This window comes from Sphingomonas segetis, assembly GCF_009720245.1.
In the GTDB taxonomy this organism is placed as follows: Bacteria; Pseudomonadota; Alphaproteobacteria; order Sphingomonadales; family Sphingomonadaceae; genus Sphingomicrobium; species Sphingomicrobium segetis.
In genome coordinates, this window is sequence record NZ_WJSQ01000029.1 from 1 (window position 1) to 22,957 (window position 22,957).

General features: G+C 65.5%; 28 protein-coding genes and 1 other RNA gene. 15 read left to right on the forward strand and 14 right to left on the reverse strand.

Annotation, left to right across the window (positions count from 1 at the left end):
• A partial coding sequence (locus GH737_RS04615) for a glycosyltransferase (protein ID WP_196232983.1) occupies window positions 1-1,535 on the reverse strand: 1,535 nt, incomplete at its 3' end.
• A 93-nt stretch (window positions 1,536-1,628) separates the two neighbouring features.
• On the opposite strand from GH737_RS04615, the gene GH737_RS04620 reads away from it, so the two are divergent.
• On the forward strand, window positions 1,629-3,032 hold the full coding sequence (locus GH737_RS04620) for a right-handed parallel beta-helix repeat-containing protein (protein ID WP_155263689.1): 1,404 nt from the start codon (window positions 1,629-1,631) through the stop codon (window positions 3,030-3,032).
• Window positions 3,033-3,056: 24 nt separating this feature from the next.
• On the opposite strand, the gene GH737_RS04625 is transcribed toward GH737_RS04620, so the two are convergent.
• From GH737_RS04625 to pspF, 3 genes are read right to left on the reverse strand one after another with little or no spacing between them, the layout of a single operon-like run.
• Entirely contained in the window at window positions 3,057-3,278 is a 222-nt protein-coding gene (locus GH737_RS04625; RefSeq protein WP_155263690.1) for a hypothetical protein, read from the reverse strand.
• Between the two features lie 46 nt (window positions 3,279-3,324).
• Window positions 3,325-4,194, reverse strand: a complete 870-nt coding sequence (locus GH737_RS04630; RefSeq protein ID WP_155263691.1) for a metallophosphoesterase — start codon at window positions 4,192-4,194, stop codon at window positions 3,325-3,327.
• Window positions 4,195-4,199: 5 nt separating this feature from the next.
• Entirely contained in the window at window positions 4,200-5,258 is a 1,059-nt protein-coding gene (gene pspF / locus GH737_RS04635; RefSeq protein ID WP_155263692.1) for a phage shock protein operon transcriptional activator, read from the reverse strand.
• A gap of 186 nt (window positions 5,259-5,444) precedes the next feature.
• Here pspF and pspA point away from each other — a divergent pair, with 186 nt between their 5' ends.
• From pspA to GH737_RS04680, 9 genes are all read left to right on the forward strand, one after another.
• Window positions 5,445-6,113 carry a phage shock protein PspA gene (gene pspA / locus GH737_RS04640; protein WP_155263693.1) on the forward strand — a complete coding sequence of 223 codons (669 nt, stop codon included), beginning with the start codon at window positions 5,445-5,447 and terminating at the stop codon, window positions 6,111-6,113.
• A gap of 4 nt (window positions 6,114-6,117) precedes the next feature.
• Window positions 6,118-6,405 (forward strand): envelope stress response membrane protein PspB, encoded by a 288-nt coding sequence (gene pspB, locus GH737_RS04645; protein WP_155263694.1) that lies wholly within the window; start codon window positions 6,118-6,120, stop codon window positions 6,403-6,405.
• Window position 6,406: 1 nt separating this feature from the next.
• Entirely contained in the window at window positions 6,407-6,901 is a 495-nt protein-coding gene (gene pspC / locus GH737_RS04650; protein WP_155263695.1) for an envelope stress response membrane protein PspC, read from the forward strand.
• Between the two features lie 26 nt (window positions 6,902-6,927).
• Complete coding sequence (locus GH737_RS04655; protein WP_155263696.1) at window positions 6,928-7,272, forward strand: hypothetical protein; 345 nt, start codon at window positions 6,928-6,930, stop codon at window positions 7,270-7,272.
• Window positions 7,272-7,571 (forward strand): hypothetical protein, encoded by a 300-nt coding sequence (locus tag GH737_RS04660; RefSeq protein WP_155263712.1) that lies wholly within the window; start codon window positions 7,272-7,274, stop codon window positions 7,569-7,571. Before GH737_RS04655 ends, GH737_RS04660 begins: the two co-directional genes overlap by 1 nt.
• Window positions 7,572-7,638: 67 nt before the next feature.
• Window positions 7,639-7,917, forward strand: coding sequence for a hypothetical protein (locus GH737_RS04665; RefSeq protein WP_155263697.1), 279 nt, complete (start codon window positions 7,639-7,641; stop codon window positions 7,915-7,917).
• The gene (locus GH737_RS04670) at window positions 7,917-8,162 is read left to right on the forward strand and encodes a hypothetical protein (protein ID WP_155263698.1); all 246 of its coding nucleotides are present in this window, start codon (window positions 7,917-7,919) and stop codon (window positions 8,160-8,162) included. Before GH737_RS04665 ends, GH737_RS04670 begins: the two co-directional genes overlap by 1 nt.
• A gap of 17 nt (window positions 8,163-8,179) precedes the next feature.
• Entirely contained in the window at window positions 8,180-8,599 is a 420-nt protein-coding gene (locus tag GH737_RS04675) for a SufE family protein (protein ID WP_155263699.1), read from the forward strand.
• 68 nt (window positions 8,600-8,667) lie between these two features.
• Window positions 8,668-9,714, forward strand: a complete 1,047-nt coding sequence (locus GH737_RS04680) for a glycoside hydrolase family 43 protein (RefSeq protein WP_230558622.1) — start codon at window positions 8,668-8,670, stop codon at window positions 9,712-9,714.
• Here the strand turns inward: GH737_RS04680 and GH737_RS04685 are convergent.
• The 3 genes from GH737_RS04685 to rnpB form a co-directional block, all read right to left on the reverse strand.
• Entirely contained in the window at window positions 9,711-10,865 is a 1,155-nt protein-coding gene (locus GH737_RS04685) for a glycoside hydrolase family protein (protein ID WP_155263701.1), read from the reverse strand. The genes GH737_RS04680 and GH737_RS04685 overlap by 4 nt on opposite strands.
• 60 nt (window positions 10,866-10,925) lie before the next feature.
• The gene (locus tag GH737_RS04690; protein WP_155263702.1) at window positions 10,926-11,465 is read right to left on the reverse strand and encodes a J domain-containing protein; all 540 of its coding nucleotides are present in this window, start codon (window positions 11,463-11,465) and stop codon (window positions 10,926-10,928) included.
• 108 nt (window positions 11,466-11,573) lie between these two features.
• An RNA gene (gene rnpB / locus GH737_RS04695) (RNase P RNA component class A) lies at window positions 11,574-11,964 on the reverse strand.
• Window positions 11,965-12,114: 150 nt separating this feature from the next.
• Here rnpB and GH737_RS04700 point away from each other — a divergent pair.
• The 5 genes from GH737_RS04700 to GH737_RS04720 all read left to right on the forward strand — a co-directional run bounded on the left by GH737_RS04700 (window position 12,115) and on the right by GH737_RS04720 (window position 16,246).
• A complete protein-coding gene (locus GH737_RS04700) occupies window positions 12,115-13,134 on the forward strand; it encodes a sensor histidine kinase (RefSeq protein ID WP_155263703.1) in 1,020 nt (339 codons plus the stop codon).
• A gap of 34 nt (window positions 13,135-13,168) precedes the next feature.
• On the forward strand, window positions 13,169-13,858 hold the full coding sequence (gene phoB / locus GH737_RS04705; protein WP_155263704.1) for a phosphate regulon transcriptional regulator PhoB: 690 nt from the start codon (window positions 13,169-13,171) through the stop codon (window positions 13,856-13,858).
• Window positions 13,859-13,963: 105 nt separating this feature from the next.
• Window positions 13,964-14,596, forward strand: coding sequence for a DUF47 domain-containing protein (locus GH737_RS04710; protein ID WP_230558623.1), 633 nt, complete (start codon window positions 13,964-13,966; stop codon window positions 14,594-14,596).
• A 17-nt stretch (window positions 14,597-14,613) separates the two neighbouring features.
• Entirely contained in the window at window positions 14,614-15,615 is a 1,002-nt protein-coding gene (locus tag GH737_RS04715) for an inorganic phosphate transporter (protein ID WP_155263706.1), read from the forward strand.
• Between the two features lie 13 nt (window positions 15,616-15,628).
• On the forward strand, window positions 15,629-16,246 hold the full coding sequence (locus GH737_RS04720) for a hypothetical protein (protein ID WP_155263707.1): 618 nt from the start codon (window positions 15,629-15,631) through the stop codon (window positions 16,244-16,246).
• 450 nt (window positions 16,247-16,696) lie between these two features.
• On the opposite strand, the gene GH737_RS04725 is transcribed toward GH737_RS04720, so the two are convergent.
• The 7 genes from GH737_RS04725 to GH737_RS15150 all read right to left on the reverse strand — a co-directional run.
• The gene (locus GH737_RS04725; RefSeq protein WP_420853417.1) at window positions 16,697-17,383 is read right to left on the reverse strand and encodes an N-acetylmuramoyl-L-alanine amidase; all 687 of its coding nucleotides are present in this window, start codon (window positions 17,381-17,383) and stop codon (window positions 16,697-16,699) included.
• Window positions 17,384-17,418: 35 nt separating this feature from the next.
• Entirely contained in the window at window positions 17,419-18,291 is an 873-nt protein-coding gene (locus GH737_RS04730) for a CheR family methyltransferase (RefSeq protein ID WP_230558624.1), read from the reverse strand.
• Window positions 18,282-19,325, reverse strand: a complete 1,044-nt coding sequence (gene cheB, locus GH737_RS04735; protein ID WP_155263708.1) for a chemotaxis-specific protein-glutamate methyltransferase CheB — start codon at window positions 19,323-19,325, stop codon at window positions 18,282-18,284. Before cheB ends, GH737_RS04730 begins: the two co-directional genes overlap by 10 nt.
• A gap of 82 nt (window positions 19,326-19,407) precedes the next feature.
• On the reverse strand, window positions 19,408-19,773 hold the full coding sequence (locus tag GH737_RS04740; protein ID WP_155263709.1) for a response regulator: 366 nt from the start codon (window positions 19,771-19,773) through the stop codon (window positions 19,408-19,410).
• A 59-nt stretch (window positions 19,774-19,832) separates the two neighbouring features.
• Window positions 19,833-20,273, reverse strand: a complete 441-nt coding sequence (locus GH737_RS04745) for a chemotaxis protein CheW (protein WP_155263710.1) — start codon at window positions 20,271-20,273, stop codon at window positions 19,833-19,835.
• Window positions 20,270-22,615, reverse strand: a complete 2,346-nt coding sequence (locus tag GH737_RS04750; protein WP_155263711.1) for a chemotaxis protein CheA — start codon at window positions 22,613-22,615, stop codon at window positions 20,270-20,272. The genes GH737_RS04745 and GH737_RS04750 overlap by 4 nt, the downstream gene beginning before the upstream one ends.
• Before the next feature lie 66 nt (window positions 22,616-22,681).
• A partial coding sequence (locus GH737_RS15150) for a histidine phosphotransferase family protein (RefSeq protein ID WP_239018329.1) occupies window positions 22,682-22,957 on the reverse strand: 276 nt, incomplete at its 5' end.

Below are 22,957 nucleotides of genomic sequence, written 5' to 3' on the forward strand. Positions count from 1 at the left end.
TGACGGCCTCGGCGAACGGCGCGAGAATCTCGAGCGCCTGCTCCTCGTCCTGCAAAATTGCGGCGGCGGTCGCGGCGGCGCTGTAGCGCATGGCGAGGTTTCCGGGGTCGACGTTCAGCGCCCTGCGGCAGATCGTCGAACGGGAAGATTCCGAAATAGGCGGAGAACAGGTCGTCATATTCCTCGCCGGCGAGCTCCGTCTGGTCGAAATGGTCCCATTCGCGGCCGAAGCCCGCGACGGTCCTTGCATCGAGGTTGCTGGACTCGAGGCGCGCTGTCGGCGACCGGCCGGGCGAAGCCGTCCTGGCCTTCGCTACTGCGGCGGCCGGGCCGCCGCGCCTGCGCGCGACTTTCCGCCATACCTCTTCATAGGCCTCCACCATCCGCTCGATGGTGAAATTGTCGGCGATTCGCCGCCGTGCCGCCTCGCGCCGCTCGCGCCATTTGTCGGGGGAGTTCGCCCATTCCAGATACGCCTGCTCGATCGCTCCGGCGAGCGCGTCCGCGTCCCCCGGCGCAACCGTCCAGCCCGTATCACCGACGATGAAGGCCGCGTCGCCGACGTCCGTCGCCACGTTGGGCGTCCCTGAAAGCATCGTCTCGGCGACCACGTTGGGAAAGGCTTCAGCGCCGATGCTGGCTAGAACATGGAGGTCGGGCGCGCGCGCAATCTCCGGAATGTCGGTGCGCTCGCCGATCGGCTGGACCAGTTCGCGGCACTCCGCCCGCTCGATGAGCCTGCCCAGCTCGACATTATTGCCGTCGAGATCGCGGCCGACCATGAGCAGCCGCACCGGGATTTTGCGCTCGCGCAGCAGGCCGAGCGCCTCGAGCAACTCGGGAAAGCCCTTCTGCGCGTGCCACCGGCCAATGGTGCAGAGTAGAAACGTGTCCGCGTCGATGCCGAGGGAAGCACGAATCGCGGCGCGAGCCTTGGCGTCGGGCCGGTAACGATTGGCATCATAGCCGTTTGGGATCGTGCTGCCCTCGGCGGCGTCATAGCCCAGGCGGGCATGGAGGCGCGCGGACTCGTTCGAGCAATTGATGATGTGATCGGGGACCCAGCGCGCGAGCGGGCCGCCGGCCCTCGCAAGGATCCGCGAGCCCAGCCGAAGTGGCGCGAGGGTAGACGAACGGACGTTCCACACCACCGGCTTGCCGGCGAGCCTCGCGACGAGCCCGCCGACTACATTGCCGCGGTACATCCACCCCTGCACCAGGTCCGCCGGGCTCGACTTGATCAGCCGGTGGAGATGCCCTGCCCGAACCGCTGCCGCCCCGAGCGAGGAGAAGCCGACGTGGTGCACCCGGATCCCGTGTTCCTCCAGCCGGTCGCTGTACCAGTCGCGCGGCCCGAGGCAGATCACTTCGTGGTCGACGCCATCCGAATGGGTCGCGAGGCGCCACAGAACGGTTTCAGCACCGCCGAGGCCAAGGCCGCTGATCACGTGAAGGATATGAAGACGGACGGCCGGCTGCCCAGGCGCCGCGCTGTCCAGCGGCTTGCTGTCCTGTAGAGCCACTTCGTTCCCCATCGGCCCGCTTTTCGTCTCCGCTCGGTGCGACGTCGACTGATTTTTCATCGCCGCTTCTGCAACCGTTCATGGAATCGGCTACAAGCTCGCGCAATGGGTGCTTCGAGGCGGCAGTTCATTGTGGGCGCAGGCGCCGTCGGTCTCGCCGCGACCGGCGCGCGGTGCGCCGCTCCTGCCGGAGCGGTGACGCCCGAGATGTTCGGGGCCAAAGGCGACGGGCGGACCAACGACACGGACGCCTTCGCGGCAATGTCCGAGCACGTGAACGCGCGCGGCGGCGGCACGATCGTCCTGAGGCCGGTGACCTACATCGTCGGCCGGCAGCAGCGCGGGCGTGGCCGCAACGAGCCCTCCTTTGCCGGTTCAAAGATCATCCGGATCGAAAAATGCAGGCGCGCGGTGACGATCCGCGGCAATGGCGCGAAACTGAAATGCGCCTCCGGACTGCGCTTCGGGCGGTTCGATCCGCAGTCCGGCAAGCCGCTGCCGAACGGCCGCGGAATCGACCTGACCAATCGGGCGATGCCCTATTGGGCGATGATCAACATCAATCACTGTTCGGGTCCGATCGAGATCAGCAACATCGAGCTCGATGGGAACCTGCAGCGGCTCGCGGTCGGGGGCAGGTACGGCAAGGGCGGCTTCCAGTCCGGCGGCACGGGGCTCGTGCTGTCGCAGAACCTGGGGCCGGAGCGTCTGGAGCGGATTTACAGCCACCATCATGCTCAGGACGGGATGATTCTGGCTCCCGGTGTCGATCGCGCCGGTGCGACCCTCGCCACCGACACGAGTTGCGATTTTAACGGGCGCCAGGGCTGCAGCGTCACCGGCGGCCGCAACCTGCTGTTCCAGCGCTGCAAGTTCCGCCACACCGGGAGGGCCGGGATCCACGGCAGCCCCGGCGCGGGCGTCGACGTCGAAGCGGAAAGATCGCCGATCCGCAACGTCGCATTCGAGGATTGCGAATTTTCCGACAACCACGGCTTCGGCCTCGTCGCCGGCACGGGCAAGTCGGCCGACCTGCGCTTCGAGCGCTGCAAGTTCGTCGGGACGACGAACTGGTCGGCGTGGCCGGACCGCCCCGAAATGAAGTTCCGCAATTGCCTGTTCGTCGGCGCGATCAACCACGCCCGCGGCGATGCCGACCCGGCGCGTGCAGCACAGTTTATGGATTGCACGTTTACCGACGACCCGGCCCTCAGCCCCACCGGCAAGGTCTTCCTCCCGAAGGGGAAGTGGATCGCGATCATCCTCAAAAGCCCCAACGTGCGGTTCCGGCGCTGCCGCTTTCGCCTGATCGCCGACGGCGTTCTGCCGCTGTCTCAATCACAGGTAATCTACGAGGATTGCGACATGTCCCAGCGCTCGGCAGCGCCGTCGGGCCCGCGCGGCACCTATCTCGGAACGACGTCGATCCGCGGCAACGCACACCTCGAGGATTCGATTATCCGCGGAAAAGTGACGCTGAACGGCCGCATACTGCCGCAAAAAGGCTAGCTGGCGCCGGTCAGCCGCAAGCGGCTAGGGACCGAGATCCTGCATCGGGTACCAATACATCCACAGGCCAAGGCCGGCGAGCGCAATGACCAGCACCAGCATGGTGACATAGGCCGTCCGGCGCCTGATGTACCTCGCTCGCCAAAGATAGATGGTCGCGCCGAGCACCAGGACGAGGACGACGATGAGTGCCGGAACGGCCAGGCTGGCGGAACTGGCGCCTTCGCTAACTCTCGGTCCCTTCATTGGATCGGATTAGCAGACGGGCCAGACCGTTGTGAACCCGCTGCCGTCAATTCCGCACAGGCACCGCTGCGGCCCCCTCGATCGTGAGCAGCCATAGGTCCGGCGGCGCTCCGAACCTCAGCGGGACGTGGCTCGTCCCCAGCCCTGCCGTGACCACCAGCAGCTTCGATCCGTCGCGATGGACCCCGCACAGGTATCGCATGCCGTAATCGGAGCCGCTTTCCAGCGCGCCGAAGAAGGGAATGACGATCTGCCCGCAATGCGTATGGCCGGCCAGAACGAGTCTGACTGACGGCGGTGCGGGCACGAATTCGTCCGGGCGGTGCGCGGCGAGGACCTGTACACCCGGTGTCCCTTCGAGCGCGTCGTAGGTCGCCTGCCGCGCCGCCGCCCATGCGGCAAGGCTGTGATGAATGCGTCCGTCGATGCCGCCGAGCGCGACCGGTCCGACCGCCACCGCGTCGTTTCGGAGGACACGCACACCAGCGCTCTCAAGCGCGCGCGCGACGTCGCCGGCACCGGCCTGGTAATCGTTGTTGCCGAGCACCGCGTAAGCGCCAAGCCTGGTTTGGAGCCCCTTTAAGGGCGCGATCGCCTCGGCCGGCAGGTAGTCGCGCCCGATCCAGTTGTTGCCGGTGAAATCGCCCGCCGCGACCACGATGTCCGGGCGAAGCGCATTGATCTGGTCGACGATCTTCGTGACGCGCGACGGCTGCATGTCAGGCGCATGCACATGCACGTCGGAGAGGAGGACGATCCGGACCGGCCTCGCATCGGCCGGATAGTCGGAAACCTGCAGGTTGAGCCGACGCACCACGGGCGCTGCCGTCGCATTTGCGTAGCCGATAGCGACTATCAGTACCGTGCCAAGAAACAGCGCCGCGGTGAGCCGGCTCCAGAAGCGCTTCCGCGGCACCGCTTCTAAGCCGCGCTGTCCTGCAGCTTGTGGCGTTTCAGCGCATGCCGAAGCTGGTCGTAGCTGAGGTTCAGCGCGGCGGCGGTCGCGCGCTGGTTGAACCGGTTCCGCTGGAGCGCGTCCTCGAGCAGCTGCCGTTCGTAATCGGCGACCGCCGCGCGAAAGTCGCTGGTCGAAAGAGGCGGCTGTGCTGCCTGGTTGACGGACGTCGCGGCCGGGCCGTCAGCGGCACCGTTTGCCGGGGTATCCGCGGCTGCGGCGACTGGCGGCGTTCCGGAACGCGCAGGCGCCCAAGGGGAATGAAACGGGTCGAAATTGATCTCGTCGATCGCCCGCTCGGGATCTTCGTGGCGGTAGACGGCGCGCTCGATCACGTTCCTCAACTCGCGGACGTTGCCTGGCCAGCCATAGGCCTCGAGCGCGGCAACCGCATGCGGCGTGAACCCCGGCCAGTTGCTCCAGTCGAGCTCGAGCGCCATGCGCCGCCCGAAATGCTCGGCGAGCAACGGCACGTCGCCTTGCCGCGCGCGCAGCGGCGGCAAAGTGATGACCTCGAACGAGAGCCTGTCCAGCAGATCGGCGCGAAACTTCCCCCGTTCCACCTGGTCCGGGAGATTTTCGTTTGTCGCAGCGACGATGCGGACGTCGACGCCGATCGGCTTCGATGCGCCGATGCGCGTGATCTCGCCATATTCCGTGGCGCGCAGCAGCCGGTCCTGGGCCGCCATCGACAGCGTCCCCAGCTCGTCGAGGAACAAGGTTCCTCCGTCCGCCTCCTCGAACCGTCCGTGACGGGTCTTGGCGGCTCCGGTAAAGCTTCCGGCCTCGTGTCCGAACAGCTCGGCTTCGATCAGGTTTTCCGGGAGCGCTGCGCAGTTCATGATAATCAGTGGCCCGGCCCAGCGTGAGGACAGGTGGTGGAGACGCTCCGCGATCAGCTCCTTGCCGGTACCGCGCTCGCCGATGACGAGCACCGGGCGATTGAGCGGCGCGGCGCGACTCGCCCGCTCGACAGCGTCGAGAAAGGCGAGGCTTTGGCCAATGAATTGGTCCGCGCGTTCCATATTGTCTCTCACGAATCTGGCCGACTGTTGGTGGCAAATCCCACCAATTGGCAAGGATTTTCGCCTTGTTTTCAGGCGGGAAAACGCAAGTTTCAGCGGAAGTTGGCTGTTTCCTTCAACATGGCACGGACCTTGTATGGATGTGAGCAGGTTTAGGCGCCTGATTTTGGAATTCGGAGTGACTGGATGAGTATCTTTTCCCGAACACGGGACATCTTCGCGGCGAACATCACCGAGATGCTCGACCGGTCGGAAGACCCGGCGAAGATGATCCGCATGGTAATCCTCGAGATGGAGGAGACATTGGTCGAGGTCCGCGCCTCGGCCGCCCGCTGCATTGCCGACGCGAAGGAGATGCGCCGCGCGCTCGCGCGCCTCGACGAACTTCAGAAGAACTGGACGGAAAAGGCGGAGCTCGCGCTATCGAAGGAGCGGGAGGACCTTGCGAAGGCTGCGCTCATCGAGCGGCAGAAGGCCGCCGACATGGGCCAGGGGCTGCGCGACGAGATCAAGGTCATCGACGATACGCTCAAGGGCTACGAGGTCGACATCGCCAAGCTCCAGAACAAGCTGCGCGAGGCGCGCGCGCGCCAGAATGCGATTGCCGCTCGCTTCGAAAGCGCAGTCACACGCGGCCGCGCCCGCGAGCTCTTGAACGGCAACCGTACCGAGGACGCGTTTTCGAAGTTCGAGCTGCTGGAACGCCGGGCGGATTTCGCCGAGGGCCGCGCCGACGCGCTCGGCATGACCGGGCCCAAGAGCCTCGAAGAAGAAATCGCCGAGCTCAAGGCCGCCGAATCAGTCGACAAGGAGCTCGAAGCCATGAAGGCCGCACTCAAGGCCAGGGGGAAATAAGCGAATGGAAGACGTACTTGGCTACATGGTCGGGGCGCTGGCGATCGTCTCGATCTTCGTCGGACTGCCGTGGCTCATTTTCCATTATGTGACGAAATGGAAGCAGGCGGCGACGCTGACATCGGGCGACGAAAAGCTTCTCGACGAGCTCCACGAAGCGGCGCGCCGACTCGACGACCGGCTGTGCACGATCGAACGGATCATGGCCGCGGAGAACCCGAACTGGCGGCAGCAGTGCCTGCCCGGGCGCGAGCGCGACGACAGCCGGCGCCTTCTGGCGGACGGGGAATAGCATGGCTTACAAGCGCTATCCGACACGGGAACGGCGGACGAACCAGCCGCAGTTGCGCTCCAACGAGCCGCAATACGGCGAGCCCGGTTACCCGAGCGACTTCGACTATCCGGGCCAGCCGGCGAGCCGCACGCGCTTCTACCGGGACAAGCAGGGCGGGAAGGTGCTGGGCGTGTGCGCCGGAATCGCCGATTACACCGGGTTCGATGTCGCGCTTGTCCGCATCTGCTTTCTCGCGGCGGTGTTCATGAGCGGCGGGTCGGTCCTGCCCTTCTATTTCATCGCCGGCTGGATCACTCCGACGAAGCCCCGCGAACTCGAATATCGGGGCAGCGAGGAGCGGCACTTCTGGCAGGGCGTGCGCGCCTCGCCGGCACGGGCCGCGCGCGACATCCGCTCGCGGTTCAAGGACATCGACCGGCGGCTCGCGGACATCGAGAGCTATGTGACGACCGAAAACCGCTCGCTCGCTCAAGAAATCGAGCGGCTTCGATAGACTTCAGTAACAAGGGGGCAAAAGCCATGGATCCTGATCTGCTTCAGATACTCACCTTCGTCGGCAACATCCTGCCGTATGTCGCGATCATCGTCGCTTTGGGCGTCGGCGGCTCGTTCCTGAACACCTGGATCAGGATCAGGAACGGCTATCCGCTCCAGAACTCATGGGGCATGCCTCTGCACCCGAAGTCCGACGGGGAAACGGTCGAACGGATCCGCCTGCTGACCAGTGAGAACGCGCAGTTGCGGGCCGAGGTCGGGTCGATGAAGGACCGGCTCGAGACGCTCGAGCGGATCGCCACCGATCAACCGTCCAGGCTGGCGCGCGACATCGATGCGCTTGGAATCGACAAAGGAGGGAATGCGTGATGGGCCCGGCCGAAGTCTTCATCGCGCTGATCGTCATCGGCCTGCCCGTCATCTTCCTGATGGTGCTCGCCAACCGCTTCTTCAAATATCGTGAGAAGCAACTGGAGGTCGAGGCGATGAGCGCGGCGGAAAAGGCCGCCCAATATGCATCGCGCTCCAGCGAGCTCGAGCAGCGGGTTCGCGTCCTCGAGCAGATCGTCACCGATGGCGGCGCACAGACCGCGGCGCAGATCGAGGCATTGCGCCAGGCGCCATTGCCGATCAGCCGAACGCGCGCCTCCGCGGACGACCCCGCTTGAATCGCACGCCGTTGATGCCAGATGATGTATCTAAGATACATCGCGCGACCGAGGGTCCGTAGCCGCCATGAATCCATTTGAGTTCGTCCTTGCCGTCCTGTTCATCGTGTTCGCCTTCACGATCATCCGGCACAAGCTTGGCATCCCCTCCCGCTCCATGCGCGAGATGCGGGGCGACCCCCCACTTGAAAATCGCGAGAACGATCGGCTGAAGGGCCAGGTACAGCAGCTGCAGGAGCGCATCCGCGTGCTCGAGCGCATCGTTACCGACCGCGGCGCCGAAACCGCTGAACAGATCGAAGCGCTTCGCGACCGCGACCGCATCGCCGAGGAGGACAAGGCCTGATGGATGGCGGCCAGATCACCGCGATCGCGATCGTTGCCATCGTCATGCTCGGGTCGATCATCCGCGCCGGCCTGAGAGGTCCGCGCCATCCGGTGGTCTGGGACAACCCGCAGGGAGAGGCGGAGAACCGGCGGCTTCGGGAGGAACTCACCCAGCTCCAGGAACGGCTCAAGGTGCTCGAGCGGATCACGGTCGAGAAAGAGAATAGCCTCTCGCGGGAAATCGAGTCGCTCCGCGACCGATAAGGAGCTAGGGCCGCCCGATGGCCGGCCTCACCGCCCTGTCCGAGATCCTGGAAGAATATCAGCTGGTCGAAACCGAGGACCGCTACCGGCTGCTGATCGATCTCGGCCGTCAGCTCGAGCCCATGCCCGACGCGTTGAAAACCGATGCCACGAAAGTGCGTGGCTGCTCGGCATCGGTGTGGGTTTATCCGACCGTGGCCGAAGGACGCCTGCACTTCCTCGCCGACAGCAACGCCGCGATCACCAAGGGCATCGTCGCGCTCGTCCTTTCCGCGGTCCAGGACAGGCCCGCGGCAGAAGTCGCGCGCATGGACATCGCCGAAGCGCTCGCGCCGTTCGAACTGCGAAAGCATCTGAGCGCGAACCGCACCCAGGGCGTCCCGAACATGATCGCCCTGATCCAGGAAACCGCGGAGCGTTACGCCGCCGCAGCCTAGCTGCTGCTGCCTGATTCCAAGGCCGAATAACGCTTTCGCAACAGCAGGGCGCGCCATATGTCGCTTGCATGCGCAGTTCATTCGATTCCGATGACTTTCCGATGTCCGGCAGCGCGGTAATGCCTTCGACCGCCGCATCGCCGGGATCCTATCTCAATCCAGTGCTCGACCAGGATTTTCCCGATCCGGCGGTGATCAAGGCCGATGACGGCTTTTACTACGCCTACGGCACGCAGACTCTGCGCGATGGCCAGTGGATCAACATCCAGGTCACGCGATCGGCCGACCTTGTCCATTGGGAGCATGTCGGCGACGCGCTCCCGGAAAAGCCCGACTGGGCGAAGACTACTCAGGACTTCTGGGCGCCGAGCATCATCTTCGATGGCTCGACCTACTTCATGTATTATTCCGCGACACCCGACATTTGCCATCACCACGAGCGCGGCCATGCCCTCGCCGTCGCCACCTCGACGTCGCCGGAAGGCCCATTCACCGATGTCGGCGAGCCGCTCCTCGCGGGCGAAAGCTTCGAGTTCATCGATCCAATGGCATTCGACGATCCCGCTTCGGGCAAGCATCTGCTCTACTGGGGATCCGGCTTTCAGCCGATCCGGGTGCAGGAGCTTGCCGCCGATCGAATGTCGTTCGCGCCGCACAGCGAACCGATCGAGCTGATCTGGCCGAACGGCAAGAACGGCTCGTTCCCGCGGCTCGTGGAGGCGTCATGGGTGATCTGCCACGACGATTTCTATTACCTCTTCTATTCGGGCGACAATTGCTGCGGGCCGGATGCTGAATATGGCGTGATGGTCGCGCGCTCGACCAGCGCGACCGGGCCGTTCGAGACGCTTGAGCAGGCCAAGGGCGTGCCGCACAGTCTGATGCTGTTCAAAAGCGAACGATGGCTTGCGCCCGGGCACAATTCGATCGTCACCGACACGGCGGGCGATGTGTGGATCGTCTATCACGCGATCGACGTGAACCGGCCGCGCCAGCGGCAGGAGGACGAGCTCAACAGCCGGCGGGTGCTCCTCATCGACCGCATCGAGTGGCGCGACGGCTGGCCTTTCGTCGGCACGCCGTCGGACGAGCCGCAGGCGGCGCCGGTTACCTAGGCCACCGCGCGCGGCCGCGGAGCGCGGCGCGTGCGCTGCGCTTCCAGTTCGTCGAACTGCCGCCGTTGCAGCTCGAACTCGGCCAACAACCGTTCGTCGACGTGGCGGCTGCCGTCGGCAACGACGCTCGAGAACAGCCCGGTTTCGGCATGCCTCGAATTGTCCCAGCCCGGGTAAGCGGTGATCGGGTACCAGCAGGTGCCGCGAACGTCGGCGCCGCGGCTAACCGCGTGGCGCACCTCGTTGCAGACGTAGTGCAGCCACGAGGGCTTGCCGCTCCCTTCGGCTCCAGTCTCCGAGAGCATGATCGGCTTATCATAACGATCCGCCATCTCGATCAGCATGTCCGCGAGCGGCCGATATTCGTGATGGCCCATCGGAATGGTCGGGCCATTCCAGTACCATTGGTTGTGCGGGTAGAAATTGAGGCCGATCACGTCGACGAACGATGGGTCGCCGCCGAGTTCGGGCTTGGCCCGGCCCGTAATCCAGTCATAGGCTTCGTACATGCCCTTGAGGTTGCGCTCGGCGCCGCGCACCGATTCGCGCCGGCCGTCATGCGGCGCGATGTGGATCAGCGGCTCGGCCCAGATGATCGTCGCCCGCGGCCATCGCTGCTTGATGGCCTTCGCGGACGCAATGGCGGTCCTGACCAGTTGTTGCTTGAACCAGCCGCGCTCTCCCGGACCGACGGGGGGGAAATAGCCGTCATCGACCGCCCAGGAGAGGAAATTGATCTCGTTCAACGGGCAGACCAGTGGCGGTCGGTCGCTGACCGACTGCTGCACTTCAAGCGCCGCGAGCGCAAAATGGGTAAATCGTTCGGGAAAGTCAGACGCGCCCTGGTCTAGGCAATCGGGCGAGCCATAGTGGAACAGGTCCCAGATCACCTGCACCCCCGCCTCCTCGGCAGCCTCGAGCATGGGCATCCAGCACGACCAGTCGTACTGGCCGGGAGACTTCTCGATCCGGTGCCAGCGGAGGCCGTCGCGCAGCGTGCCGAAGCCGTAGCGTTTGCACAATCGATAGTCCTCCAGGGCGTGGCGATCGTGCGCGGTCGCGCGGATCAAGTCGAGCCGAACGCCATCGCGCCGACGGTGCGACGAGCATTCGAAACCGGCCATGAAGAAGCTATCGAAGTTCACTGCCATGATTGTCTTCCCGCACGCCATTAATGCGCGAGTTGGAAAATGGAGCCGTGAAAGCTTCGATCAGGCCACCTTCCCGCTCTTCCGTTCTTCGGCTTTCCTGAGGACGTCGTATGCCGCCTGGACCTGCTTGAAGCGCCTGGCGGCCTCTTCGTCGCCGGGATTGGCGTCGGGGTGCGTTTCCTTCACCAGCCGCCGGTGGGCAGCCTTGACCGCTGCAAGGTCAGCATCGCTGTCGAGCTCGAGCGCATTGAGCGCGCGCATCTCGTCGCGGCTCCGGCTGCCGTCGCCCGGTCCCGCCCATTTCCACTGTGCGGACTGGCGGAACCCCGCATTGCCCCGCTCCTCGTCGGCCGCACGCCGTGCTGCCTCCTCGGGGCTAAGGCCAGCGAAATAGTTCCAGTTCTTGTTGTATTCGGCCGCGTGCCCCTCGCAAAAGTACCAGCGCTCGGGGCTGTTTGGGGCTTTGGGCGCCGGCCGGTCGCCGATTTCGTTGCAGCCTTCGCGGTCGCACAGGCGCAGCTTGGCCGCCGAGCGGCCCTTGTCTCCATAGGAGCGCCAGCGCGGAAATCCCCAGTCGTCCGATCTCTTCTGTTTGGCCATCAACGCTCCACTTAGCATCCCAGTACGTCATTGCGAGCGTAGCGAAGCAATCCAGCGGTACACCTGGATTGTTTCGTCGCTTTCGCTCCTCGCAATGACGGGAGCGGAAGTGCCAGAGGGCCTGTAAGCCGGGTTCTGTCCATCGCGCCTTTTGGCGTGACTGGGCGACCATTCCTCTAGGAGACGAGTTGCCCCGCCCCTCAAGCAACCAACCCGGGCGGCGAGCCGGAACCAGGCCCATATGCCGCCCCTATTCGGTCTTGCACCCGGTGGGGTTTACCGTGCCGGCTCTGTCGCCAGGGCCGCGGTGCGCTCTTGCCGCACCCTTTCGACCTTACCCGGCCGAAGCCGAGGCGGTGTCCTTTCTGTGGCACTGTCCCTGATGCGCCTTCGCTCAAGGCGTTGACGCACCGCCGGGTGTTACCCGGCACCGTGAGTTCCGTGGAGCCCGGACTTTCCTCGCGCTTCTTGCGAAGCCCGCGGCCGCCCGGCCCTCTGGCATCGTCGATATAAGCAAAGCCCCGGGAAGTTACGAGTCAGACGCGGACGCGCCATCCCTGAGAGATTGACGCCCGCCGGAGCGTGCCAGCGAGCGGCGCAATGGGACGCCTCGCTGGCGCTGGAGGACAGCATCATTTATTCCAGAGCAATGGCCGAGGTCGACGCCAGGCAGTCCCTGCTCGAAGCCTTGACCGAGGCGGCGCTCGTCGCTTCGGGCGGAGAGGTTGCGGCCGCCAACTCGGCCGCCCGGTCGCTCCTCGGCAAGGATATCGACCGGCAACCTGTCGACCGCGCCATCTCCCACCCGGCCGCGCTGGAAGCACTGGAGCGTCCCGGCACTGCCCGCGGCGACGGCGTCGAGCTTACCGGACTCGGCGGCTCACGCCGGCATTGGCTGATGCGCATCGCCGAGCTTCCCGACGGCGCCCTGCTGATCCGCTTCATCGACCGGAGCGAGGCGCGCGCGGCCGAGCAGATGCGCGTCGATTTCGTCGCCAACGCCAGCCACGAACTGCGCACACCGCTGTCCACCCTGATCGGCTATACTGAAACCCTCCGCGATCAGGCCGACGAAATCGATTCCGGCACCCGCGAACGCTTCCTTTCGGTCGTCCATGACGAAGCGCGGCGGATGCAGCGCGTCGTCGAAGACCTGATATCGCTGTCGCGCATCGAAGCCGAGAAATTCACCGCTCCGACCGACGCGATCGCGCTCGAGCCCCTGATCGAGCAGGCGCTGGAAAGCGAGCGGCGCGCTGCCGAAGAGCGCGGCTCGTGCCTCATCCGCGACATACCTTCCGGCCTGCCACGGATCTCCGGCGACGCGAGCCAGATCACGCAGCTGCTCGACAACCTTCTTTCCAATGCGTTGCGGTACGGCGAGCCCGGCACCCCCGTCCGAGTCGGCGCCCGCGCGGAAGGGGCGATGGTCCGCCTGTCAGTCGCCGATGAGGGCGAAGGTATAGCGGCTGAGCATCTGGCGCGGGTAACCGAGCGCTTCTATCGGGTCGACACCGGCCGCAGCCGCTCGCTTGGCGGTACCGGGCTCGGCCTTTCGATCGTCAAGCATATCATCGAACGGCATCGCGGCCGGTTGCAAATCGACAGCCAGCCCGGCCGGGGCACGACAGTAATCGTCCTGCTCCCCGTAGCCGCCGAGCTTTCATAAAAGTGTCACGTGCCGGCGCTATGCAAGGTGCGCCGTGACCAAGCCCCGACTGTTGCTCGTCGAAGACGACCGCGCTCTCGCAGACCTGCTGATCTGGCACTTCACCCGGGAAGGGTACGACATCGTCCGCACGGCAGACGGCGACGAGGCGCTGCTACTCGCCGATGAGCGAACGCCGGACCTCGTGATCCTCGACTGGATGATCGAAGGGGTGAGCGGGATTGAGGTCTGCCGGCGCCTTCGCAGGCGCACTTCCACCGCACACGTGCCGATCATCATGCTCACCGCCCGCGGCGAGGAGAGCGACCGCATCCGCGGCCTCGACACCGGCGCCGACGACTATGTGACGAAGCCGTTTAGCCCGCGCGAGCTGCTGGCGCGGGTCGGCGCCGTGCTCCGTCGGGTCAGGCCCGCTCTGGCGGGAGAGCAGCTAGTCTACGCCGATGTCGAAATGGACGTACAGGCGCACCGTGTGCGCCGCTCCGGAAAGGCAGTCCCGCTCGGGCCCACGGAGTTCCGGCTGCTTCGCCACCTGATGGAAAATCCGGGCCGCGTCTTCTCGCGGGAGCGGCTGCTGGAGGCGGTCTGGTCGCACGACCTCGACATCGACTCGCGCACCGTCGACGTCCACGTCAGGCGCCTGCGCAAGGCGCTCAACCACGGCGGCGCCCCCGACCTCATCCGCACCGTTCGCTCGGCCGGCTACTCGCTCGACGCCAGTTGACGACCGTCACAAAACTGCAACCAAGCCGTCGCTTCGCCGTCGCACAGCACCGCTAGGTCTGCGGCAGACCAAACCAGCGGATGCGGAAAAAGCGATATGGGTGGAGTGATTCAAAAAATCCTGCCGCGCGAGGACAAGTATTTCGACTTGTTCGAACGTCAGGCGGACGTGCTTGTCAGTGCATCTGACTCGCTTGCGGAGCTGCTGACAGGCCAGTCTGTCACCTCTGCCCTGCACGAAATCCGGCGGCTAGAAGCGGTGGCTGACGACATCACTCGCGATGTCCTTACCGCCGTGCGCCGCTCCTTCATTACCCCGTTCGACCGCAGCGCGATCACGTCGTTGATCTCATCCATGGACGACGTGGTGGATGAAATCTGGCACACCGCCAAGACGGTCCGCATCTACGGTGTTACCGAGTTCGAGCCGCAAATGCGCGCCTCGGGAAAGCTTGCCGGTGAGGCGGCGCGGCTGGTCCGTGAGGCCATTCCGCTGATGCGCAATGTAGGACGCAATGCCGCCCGGCTCCACCAGATCACCGAGGCGGTCGTCGAGCTCGAAGGGCGAGCAGACGACTTGCACGATGAAGGGCTGGCCGCGCTCTACGAGCAACACGGTGCCGAGCGGCCCATAGTGTTCTTCACCGGCCGCGAACTGTTCCGCTACGTCGAACGGGTTCTCGACCGGTTCCAGGACGTAGCCGACGAAATCCAGGGCATTGTCATCGATCACGCCTGAGGCGGGAGCTCTCACCCATGGACCCGACAATCGCGCTGCCCTTGCTGGTCGCGCTAATCGCCGTCGCACTCGCATTCGACTTCATCAATGGATTGCACGACGCTGCGAACTCCATCGCGACCGTCGTCGCCACACGCGTGCTGTCGCCGCAGCTCGCAGTCGCGTGGGCGGCCTTCTTCAACTTTATCGCCTTCATGTTCATCGGCCTCCACGTCGCCGAGACGATAGGCAAGGGAATCATCGATCCGGCGATTGTCGACGCGGCCGTGATTTTCGGCGCTCTTGCCGGGGCAATCCTGTGGAATGTGCTGACCTGGTCCCTTGGGCTTCCATCGAGCAGCAGTCACGCGCTCGTCGGCGGACTGGTCGGCGCGGGTACGGCCAAGGGCGGGTTTGCGGCGATCGTTTCGTCGGGCGTGATCAAGACCAGCATCTTCATTTTTGCAGCGCCGTTGCTCGGCATGGCCATGGCGCTATTGATGGTCGTGATCTCCTCATGGTTGTTCAAGCCGGTCGCGGCCGGCACCGCGGACAAGAGCTTCCGGCGCATGCAGCTGGTGTCCTCTGCTGCTTATTCGATCGGCCATGGCGCCAACGATGCCCAGAAGACGATGGGCATCATTACGGTGCTGCTGTTCAGCACGGGCTACCTCCATGGCGAATTTCACGTGCCTTTGTGGGTCATTCTCGCCGCTCAAACAGCGATGGGCCTCGGCACGCTCATGGGCGGCTGGCGTATAGTTCACACGATGGGCTCGAAGATCACACGCCTGACCCCTCACCAAGGATTCTGCGCGGAGACGGGCGGCGCGTTCATGCTGTTCGGAGCAACCGCGTTCGGCATCCCGGTTTCAACCACGCACACGATCACGGGGGCGATCATGGGCGTCGGGGCAGCGCGAAGGGCTTCCGCCGTCCGCTGGGGAGTTGCCGGCAATATCCTCGTAGCCTGGATCGTGACGATCCCGGCCTCGGCTGCAATCGCGGCCTTAGTCTACGCCGCAACGCGCGCGCTCTAACCTGGAGAGCCCGATGATCGACGTTCCCCCTCCCGTACCAGCGATCGAGTTCAACATCGCCAGCACCGGCATGTCGAAGGGGCTTGCCCAAACGAGCGGGCCGCAACTGCTCGTGCGCGGCGAGCTTTCGCTTGGGACCGTTTACGTCGGCGGATACGGCAAGAATGTCGACTCCTCGAGCGCCGACGGCGAGGCGGCGGCAGTTGTCGGCCTTCGCTCCAATGCGCGCGGTTTCGATCTCGCCGCGAGCGCCGGCTTGAAGCACGCCATCGACCCGGCGCCCGGGTCGGACAGCAGTGCGCTAGAGATTGCCGGATCGATCGCGCGGCCACTGGGGGCGTTGACGCCGCGGCTCTCTATCGTCTGGAGCCCTGACGATCTCGGTTCAACCGAAAGGACGCTCTTCGCCGAGGGCGGCATCTCCTACAAACTGGCAAGATTCCTGACGGCGAGCGTAGCGGTGGGCAGACGCGAGCGAAGCGGCGGTGCCGATTACACGGCTTTGAATGCTGGGCTGGCCTGGGCTCCGGTTAAGCGCGTCACGTTGGATGTCCGCTATTACGACACCGACGGAGGCGACGAACACGCCTTCAGGCGGCGGATCGTGGCGAGCGGCCGTCTGAAATTCTAGCCAGCTCGCAATGTCGGCAATGGTCGAAACCATACTCCGGAGCCCATTGCTCCCGCATGTTCCGGGCAGACACTCACTGCGGAGTCCCGTCAACTTGACGGACATCAAATGTGCCCGACGAACCTGATCGCGCCGGCGTCTTACGCCAAAGGACATGCGGCACGAGCACGTGTTAAGCCGCACAAGCGAACCGAGGTGCAGCCCTTGCTGAAACGCGTCCGGATTATTGCCTTGCTGCTTGCGCTTGCACTTGCGGTCGCCGTCTACAATCTGTCCGGCGACGGACGTTCGGCGCGATGCCGGACCGGATATTCGCTTCACCCGCTTGTCTGGCACGGGATCAAAATTCATGTTCGCGGAAGGGGACTGCCCGCTTGCAGGGACGTTCCCCGCCCGCGTACCGGCGCCTCATCGAATGAAGACAGACATTAGCGCCTCGGCGTTCGCTTATTATTGCGGCCGGGGCAGCAACAGCGCCAACAGCTTCGCGCGGCATTCGCCGTCCACGATTCCGTCGATCAGGTCGGGGCGGAAGCGGCGCTGGAAGGCGATCACCGCCTTCTGCGAGTCGGTGACGTCATAACCGAACCGCTCGAGCGCGAGGAGGAAGCCGGCGTCGGTCCAATAAGGGTCGATGAGCTCACGCGTCGGGCTCGGCAGCGCGAGGCGCCGCTTGGCCAGCGCATGCCAGGGGAACAGCTCGCCGGGATCCTCCTTGCGGTCCGGCGCGACGTCGGAATGACCGACGACATTGCCGCGGCCGATGCCGTGCCGCTCCTTGATGTCGGCCACGAGCGGAATGACCGCGGCCATCTGCTCGTCGGGAAAGTCGCGATAACCGAATTCGTGGCCGGGATTGACGATCTCGATCCCGATGCTCGCCGAATTGACGTCCGTGATCCCGCGCCAGCGCGACTTGCCGGCGTGCCAAGCGCGTTTCGATTCCTCCACCAGGCGGTAGATCAGCCCGTCCTCGTCGACCATATAATGGGCGGAGACCTTCGCTTCCGGCGAAGTCAGGCGGTCGAGCGCCCCCTCCGCATCCGGCATTCCGGTGTAGTGAAGCACGATCATCGACACCGGGAGCTTGCGCTCGTCGAAGTTCGGGGACCGCCGCTCGATGAAGTCCAGTTCCATGCGCGACCGATTGGCGCACGAGACGGCTGCTGCGGTCAAGCCCTCGCGGACGTCGCTCGCCGGTCGCTCTGGCGCTTTTCCACCTGGCCGCCGCTGACGAGCCGGTAAAGCCCACGTGCATTGATGTCCGCGCCGAGCCTCGTCGTCTGGCCGATCACGGTCTCGCCGGCGCCGAGCATCAGCCACCCGTCCTCGGCCATCGATGCGGCGAGCCGCTCAAAACTCAGCGTCTTCTTTTCGGGGCTGAGATAGAGAAGGACATTGCGGCACAGGACGATGTCGAACCCGCCGGGATGGGGCGGCTGTTCGAGCAGGTTGTGCACCTGGAAACGGAGCGGGCGCCGCAGCTCTTCGACCGCGCGCCATCCGTCCGGGCACTCCTCGAACCATTTGATCATCTGGTTGATTCCGAGGCCGCGCTGCACTTCAAATTGGCTATAGGCGCCGCTGCGGGCGCGATCGACACAGGCCGTCGACACGTCGGTGCCGAGGATGTCGATCGTCCAGCCGCGCCATTTCTCCGGTTCCTCGGCAAACAGCATGGCGAGCGAATAGGTTTCCTGCCCGGTCGAGCAGCCCGCCGACCAGATGCGCAGGCGCTTGGACCTGGCGCGGCGCTGCGCCAGCTCGGGGAGCGCATAGCGTTGGAGCAGGTCGAACGGCGCGCGGTCGCGGAAGAAATAGGTCTCGTTGTTGAGGAGAGCCTCGACGACCATTTGCGACAAGCTCGGCTCCTTGCCCATGACGAGGATGGTGATGAGCTCGTCGAGGGTCGAAATCCCGCGCTCGCGCAGCAAGGACGAAAGTGCCGTCTCGATCCGCCAGCGCCGGCTCATCGTCAGTTGCTGCCCGGTGCGGGCTTCCAGCAGGCCCGCGAGGATCCGGGTCGAGCTGTCGCTTATCTGCACTCGCGCTGCTCCTGCGTGCGCGAAGCGATCCGCCGCGCGATCTTGTCGGGCGGAAGAACGGCGCTGACCAGTCCCGCCTCGAGCACGGCGCGCGGCATGCCCCACACGGCGCAGCTCGCTTCGTCCTGCGCGATCACGGAGCCGCCGCGCGCGACGAGCGTGGTAGAGCCCTCCACCCCGTCGCGCCCCATCCCGGTGAGCACGATGCCGAGCGCGCCGGCACCAAAAACGGCGCCGACCGACGCGAACATCGGGTCGAGCGAGGGCAGGCAGCCGCTCGTGGTGCGGCCGTGGCTCAACCGGACGATCACGCCGCTCTTGAGCGGCTCGAGCGTCAGATGTGCGTCGCCGGGCGCAAGCAGGATGTGATCGGGCTCGACCACCATCCCATCCTGCGCGACGATGGCCGGCCGGTGAGCGATCGCACCGAGCTGACGCGCGAACACCGGCATGAAAGGCGCCGGCAGATGCTGCGTGAGCAGGATCGGAACCCCGATCCGCTTGGGCAAAGCATGGAACAGCACGCCGAGCGTATGAATGCCGCCGGTCGACGCGCCGATGGCGAGAACGTCGATGGGGTCGCTCGGCATCGCCCTGAGCACCGCGTGCGGCCCGGACGGCTGCGGTGCATAAGTTGCGCCGGCCGCAACCGGCGCCGCGTAGCCGAGCGCCTTCAGCTTGCCGAGCAGGATTTCGGAAAACTTGCCGTTGAAACGCCCGGTGCCGGGCTTGGGCATGGTGTCGGTGGCGCCGAGCGCCAGCGCGGCGACCGTCTGCTCCGCGCCGTCCTCGGCGAGCGAGGACACGATCATGACCTTCGCTCCGGCGGCTGCGCCGATAATTCGGGGGATCGACCTGAGCCCGCCCGCACCCGGCATTTCGAGATCGAGGATGATGACATCGACCCGGCATTCGCCAAGCGCTTCGATCGCATCTTCGGCGGTTCCGGCGACGGCGGCGATCTCGAACGCGGGATCGCTTTCGATCATCCGCGAGAGCACTGCGCGCGCGACCGTCGAATCATCGACGATCATCAGCCGGATTCGGCGCCTGGTCGGCGGCGGCCCCGGCTGGCGGTCCCGCGATCTGGCGAGCGCCCGCTCCACCGCCGGGGACTCAGGCGACGCCGACGAGCTGAAGCTTGATGTGAAGCGTTTCGCGGTCGAACGGCTTCATCACATATTCGTCGGCGCCCGCTTCGAGCGCCGCGCGGATATGTGCCATGTCGTTCTCGGTGGTGCAGAACACGACTTTCGGCTGATCGGCATGACCGCGCTGGCGCAGCAGGCGAAGGAACTCCATCCCGCTCATCACCGGCATGTTCCAGTCGAGCAGGACCACATCGGGCATCTTGGCCTCGCAGCGGGAAAGCGCTTCCTGGCCGTCGCCCGCCTCCTCGACCTCGAACTCGAGCGTCTCGAGGATATGGCGTGCGACCTTGCGGATCACCTTGGAATCATCGACGATCAAACAGCTCTTCATTTCTCAAGCTTCCCGCTTCCCCACTCCGGCCCTGATAAGCGCGAACGGTAACGAAGACCTTAAGCCGCCTTGGCTTCCGCCGTCCCGGCGATCAGCGCCGCGACGTCAACCAGCAGCAGCGGCCCGGTTTCGGTGTCAACCATCCCTCCGCACACGCGCTCCCAACCGGCGCCCATTGCGGCGCGCACCGGAGTGGCGTCTGACAGCGCTTCGACCACATCTTCCACGAGATCGACGATGAGCGCGTAATGGTGCCCGTCGAAATCGACGACCGCCGCTTCGCGAATCCCGTCGGAGCGGTCGCTCTCCCCGAGCTCGAGCGAACGCTTGCAGTCTATGACCGTAAGGACGCGGCTGCGAAGCGCGGAGAGTCCCGCGACATGGGGTGCGGCGCGCGGCACCGGGATCAGAGTATCCAGTTCAACCACGGATTCCACCGCCGCCGCAGGCAAGGCAACGCGCTCCCCGGCAATGGTCACGACCAACAGCAGCTCGTTCAATTGCCCCTCCCGGCGTTCGCGGTCTTGAGCGCCATCAGCAGCCCGGCGCGGTCGTAGCGATAGATGCTCTCGTCCTTCTTGCCGGCCGCCTCGGGTTCGGTCCTCAGCCAGATCGTCTTGTTCGAGGCGTCTACCGGAACTTCGGAACCCTGGGCAGCGATGACCAGGTCCGCATTGCTCTCATGCTCGTCGCCGACGACCCGGTAACCGGCCGCCTCGACGATCGGGCGAAGCATGTTCTGCATCCACGGATCGTCGCTCGGAAGGCGGCAGACCAGCTGCTCGCTCGTGCGCGCCGCGGCGCCGACATGGTTGGCGAACAGCCAGTGCGCGTCGACCAGCTCGGCCGGCTCGCCGCCGATCAGCGAGACGCCGCTGATTTCCCCTGGCCGATCGGCGTGGATGACGTCATTGTCGATCGCCGCGAAATCGATCACCTCTGCGAAGGCGTAGCCGATCTCGTGCACGCCGTCGTTAAGGCGGAACAGGCGGACCTTCCCCTCGCCGAGCTCGGCACCGGTCGCGCCGGCGAGCGGCAGGATCGCTTCGCCGAGCTGGACCCGGACCTGGCCGGCGGCTTGCCTGACGGCGCTGACGGGGGCTTCCTCGATCCGGTCGACGACCGCGAGCCGCACCGCGCGGCGACTGCCGTCGAGCGCGCGGAACAACAGGACCGCGGTCGCCTTGGACACAACGGCGGCGGGACCTTCGGCGATGCGCGTCGAGCGCTCCTGCGCCTCGAGCTTGACTCCGCCGACCTGGGCGAGACCGGCCGGATCGAACAAGAGGATCGGGCTGCCGTCGTCGGCGAGCGTCGTGCCGGCATAGAGGCCGGTCGCCATCACCGCTGGCGCGGCGGGCTTCACCACCAGTTCCTCATGATCGTGGATGCGGTCGACCGAGAGCGCGTAAACGTCGCCGCCGGCTGGCCGCAGGACGATGAGGGTGCGGTCCCTGGGATCGATCGCGGTTTCGATGCCGAGGATTTTCGCCAGCGAAACTTCGGGCACTCGCCGGCCGCGGATGGTGGCGACTCCGGCACCGCCGAGATGCTCGAGCGTGACGCTCTCGCCGTTGGCGCGGACGATCTCCTCGATCGCCGACCGGGGAATCGCGAAATGCTGTCCGTCGATGGAGACGGTGAGCGCGGGGATGATGGTGAGCGTGAGCGGCACGCGGAGCGTCATCCGCGTCCCCTCGCCGACCCTGCTGTCGACTTCGACGATGCCGCCGATTCGCTCGACGTTAGACCGGACCACGTCCATGCCGACGCCGCGTCCGGAGATCGAGGTGACTGCCTTGGCGGTCGACAGGCCGGCTTCGAAAATCAGCGCCAGTTGCTCGCGGTGACTGAGCTTCGCCGCATCGTCCTTTTCGAGCAGCCCCACGTCGAGCGCCTTGACGACAAGCTTCTTGCCGTCGATCCCGCGGCCGTCGTCGTGGATGTCGATCAGGATCTGGTTGCCCGACTGGCGCGCCGAGACAGCGAGAATACCGATTTCGCGCTTCCCTGCCTTTAGCCGGTCGGCAGGCTTTTCGATGCCGTGATCGACAGCGTTGCGGATGATGTGCGTCAAAGGATCGCGGATCATCTCGATCATCTCGCGATCGAGCTCGACGTCGCCGCCCTCGATATCGACCAGCACCTGTTTGCCGAGCTCGGCGGAAAGGTCCCGGACCATGCGCGGCAGGCCGACGAAAAGGTTTTCGATGCGCTGCATACGGGTGCGGGTGATCGCGTCGCGCATGTCGGCGATGATCGCGGACAGGCGCTCGAAGGCACCGTCGACGGACACGTCGGTCGGGCTCTCGCGCAGGCGCCGTGCAAGCTCGTTGCGGGCCAGCACCATGTCGGAGACGGTGCTCATCACGCGGTCGAGCAGCTCGACCGAAAGCCGGATGGTGCGCGGCGCCGACGCGGGCCGCGCATGACCCTCGGCAGCGGTGGCGACAGCAGGAGCAGCAGGCCCGTCCGCGCCCGGGGCCAAAGCGTGAATCAGCGCGCTGTCGTCCCCTCCCGGCATCTCTTCGCCGGCCTCGATTGCAGCAACCATCTCGGCAATGCGGTCGATTATTGCGAGCACCGCGCTGACCAGCTGGCCATCCGGGTGGCGGCGGCCGGCGCGGACATCCGCGAGCGCGTCCTCGGCGGCGTGGCTGAGCGATTCGAGCCGCGGGAAGTCGAAGAAGCCGCAATTTCCCTTCACGGTGTGGACGAAGCGAAAAATGCTGTCGAGCCGGGCGCGGTCGTCCGGCTCGGACTCCCAGGCGACGATCTCACCGCCGAGCGCTTCAAGCATCTCGCGGCATTCGGCTACGAAATCGGCAATCAGGTCGTCCACGGCGCGTGATATCCCCTGCTTCGGGGCTGCTTATGCCGGGCAGGAGTTAACGCGCCGTTATCCCTGTCATGGAAGCGTGGCGCCGATCATCAGCACATCGCTCGACGGGTCCGAAAGCCGGATCGACGCAGCGCCTTCCGCCGCGAGGCTGTGCGCGAGCCAGGCGCCCGCGGCACGCGGCTCGATCATGCCCCTGCCGCCCGTTTCTAGCGTCTCGCGAAGCACCGGATCGAGGAGGATGCGCGGACCCTCCGCTCGCACGGCAAGCTCGATCTGGTTGGCGAACTCCTCGCCGTAGGAGGTCGAGCCGCGCGGGTTGGTGTAGAGGACGATGTATCCGTC

Coding starts and splice junctions, on each gene's coding strand:
- GH737_RS04620 (WP_155263689.1), top strand. CDS start 1,629: ATGGGTGCTTCGAGGCGGCAGTTCATTGTGGGCGCAGGCGCCGTCGGT.
- GH737_RS04625 (WP_155263690.1), bottom strand. CDS start 3,278: ATGAAGGGACCGAGAGTTAGCGAAGGCGCCAGTTCCGCCAGCCTGGCC.
- pspF (WP_155263692.1), bottom strand. CDS start 5,258: ATGGAACGCGCGGACCAATTCATTGGCCAAAGCCTCGCCTTTCTCGAC.
- pspA (WP_155263693.1), top strand. CDS start 5,445: ATGAGTATCTTTTCCCGAACACGGGACATCTTCGCGGCGAACATCACC.
- pspB (WP_155263694.1), top strand. CDS start 6,118: ATGGAAGACGTACTTGGCTACATGGTCGGGGCGCTGGCGATCGTCTCG.
- pspC (WP_155263695.1), top strand. CDS start 6,407: ATGGCTTACAAGCGCTATCCGACACGGGAACGGCGGACGAACCAGCCG.
- GH737_RS04655 (WP_155263696.1), top strand. CDS start 6,928: ATGGATCCTGATCTGCTTCAGATACTCACCTTCGTCGGCAACATCCTG.
- GH737_RS04660 (WP_155263712.1), top strand. CDS start 7,272: ATGGGCCCGGCCGAAGTCTTCATCGCGCTGATCGTCATCGGCCTGCCC.
- GH737_RS04665 (WP_155263697.1), top strand. CDS start 7,639: ATGAATCCATTTGAGTTCGTCCTTGCCGTCCTGTTCATCGTGTTCGCC.
- GH737_RS04670 (WP_155263698.1), top strand. CDS start 7,917: ATGGATGGCGGCCAGATCACCGCGATCGCGATCGTTGCCATCGTCATG.
- GH737_RS04675 (WP_155263699.1), top strand. CDS start 8,180: ATGGCCGGCCTCACCGCCCTGTCCGAGATCCTGGAAGAATATCAGCTG.
- GH737_RS04680 (WP_230558622.1), top strand. CDS start 8,668: ATGCGCAGTTCATTCGATTCCGATGACTTTCCGATGTCCGGCAGCGCG.
- GH737_RS04685 (WP_155263701.1), bottom strand. CDS start 10,865: ATGGCAGTGAACTTCGATAGCTTCTTCATGGCCGGTTTCGAATGCTCG.
- GH737_RS04690 (WP_155263702.1), bottom strand. CDS start 11,465: ATGGCCAAACAGAAGAGATCGGACGACTGGGGATTTCCGCGCTGGCGC.
- GH737_RS04700 (WP_155263703.1), top strand. CDS start 12,115: ATGGCCGAGGTCGACGCCAGGCAGTCCCTGCTCGAAGCCTTGACCGAG.
- GH737_RS04715 (WP_155263706.1), top strand. CDS start 14,614: ATGGACCCGACAATCGCGCTGCCCTTGCTGGTCGCGCTAATCGCCGTC.
- GH737_RS04720 (WP_155263707.1), top strand. CDS start 15,629: ATGATCGACGTTCCCCCTCCCGTACCAGCGATCGAGTTCAACATCGCC.
- GH737_RS04725 (WP_420853417.1), bottom strand. CDS start 17,383: ATGGAACTGGACTTCATCGAGCGGCGGTCCCCGAACTTCGACGAGCGC.
- cheB (WP_155263708.1), bottom strand. CDS start 19,325: ATGATCGTCGATGATTCGACGGTCGCGCGCGCAGTGCTCTCGCGGATG.
- GH737_RS04740 (WP_155263709.1), bottom strand. CDS start 19,773: ATGAAGAGCTGTTTGATCGTCGATGATTCCAAGGTGATCCGCAAGGTC.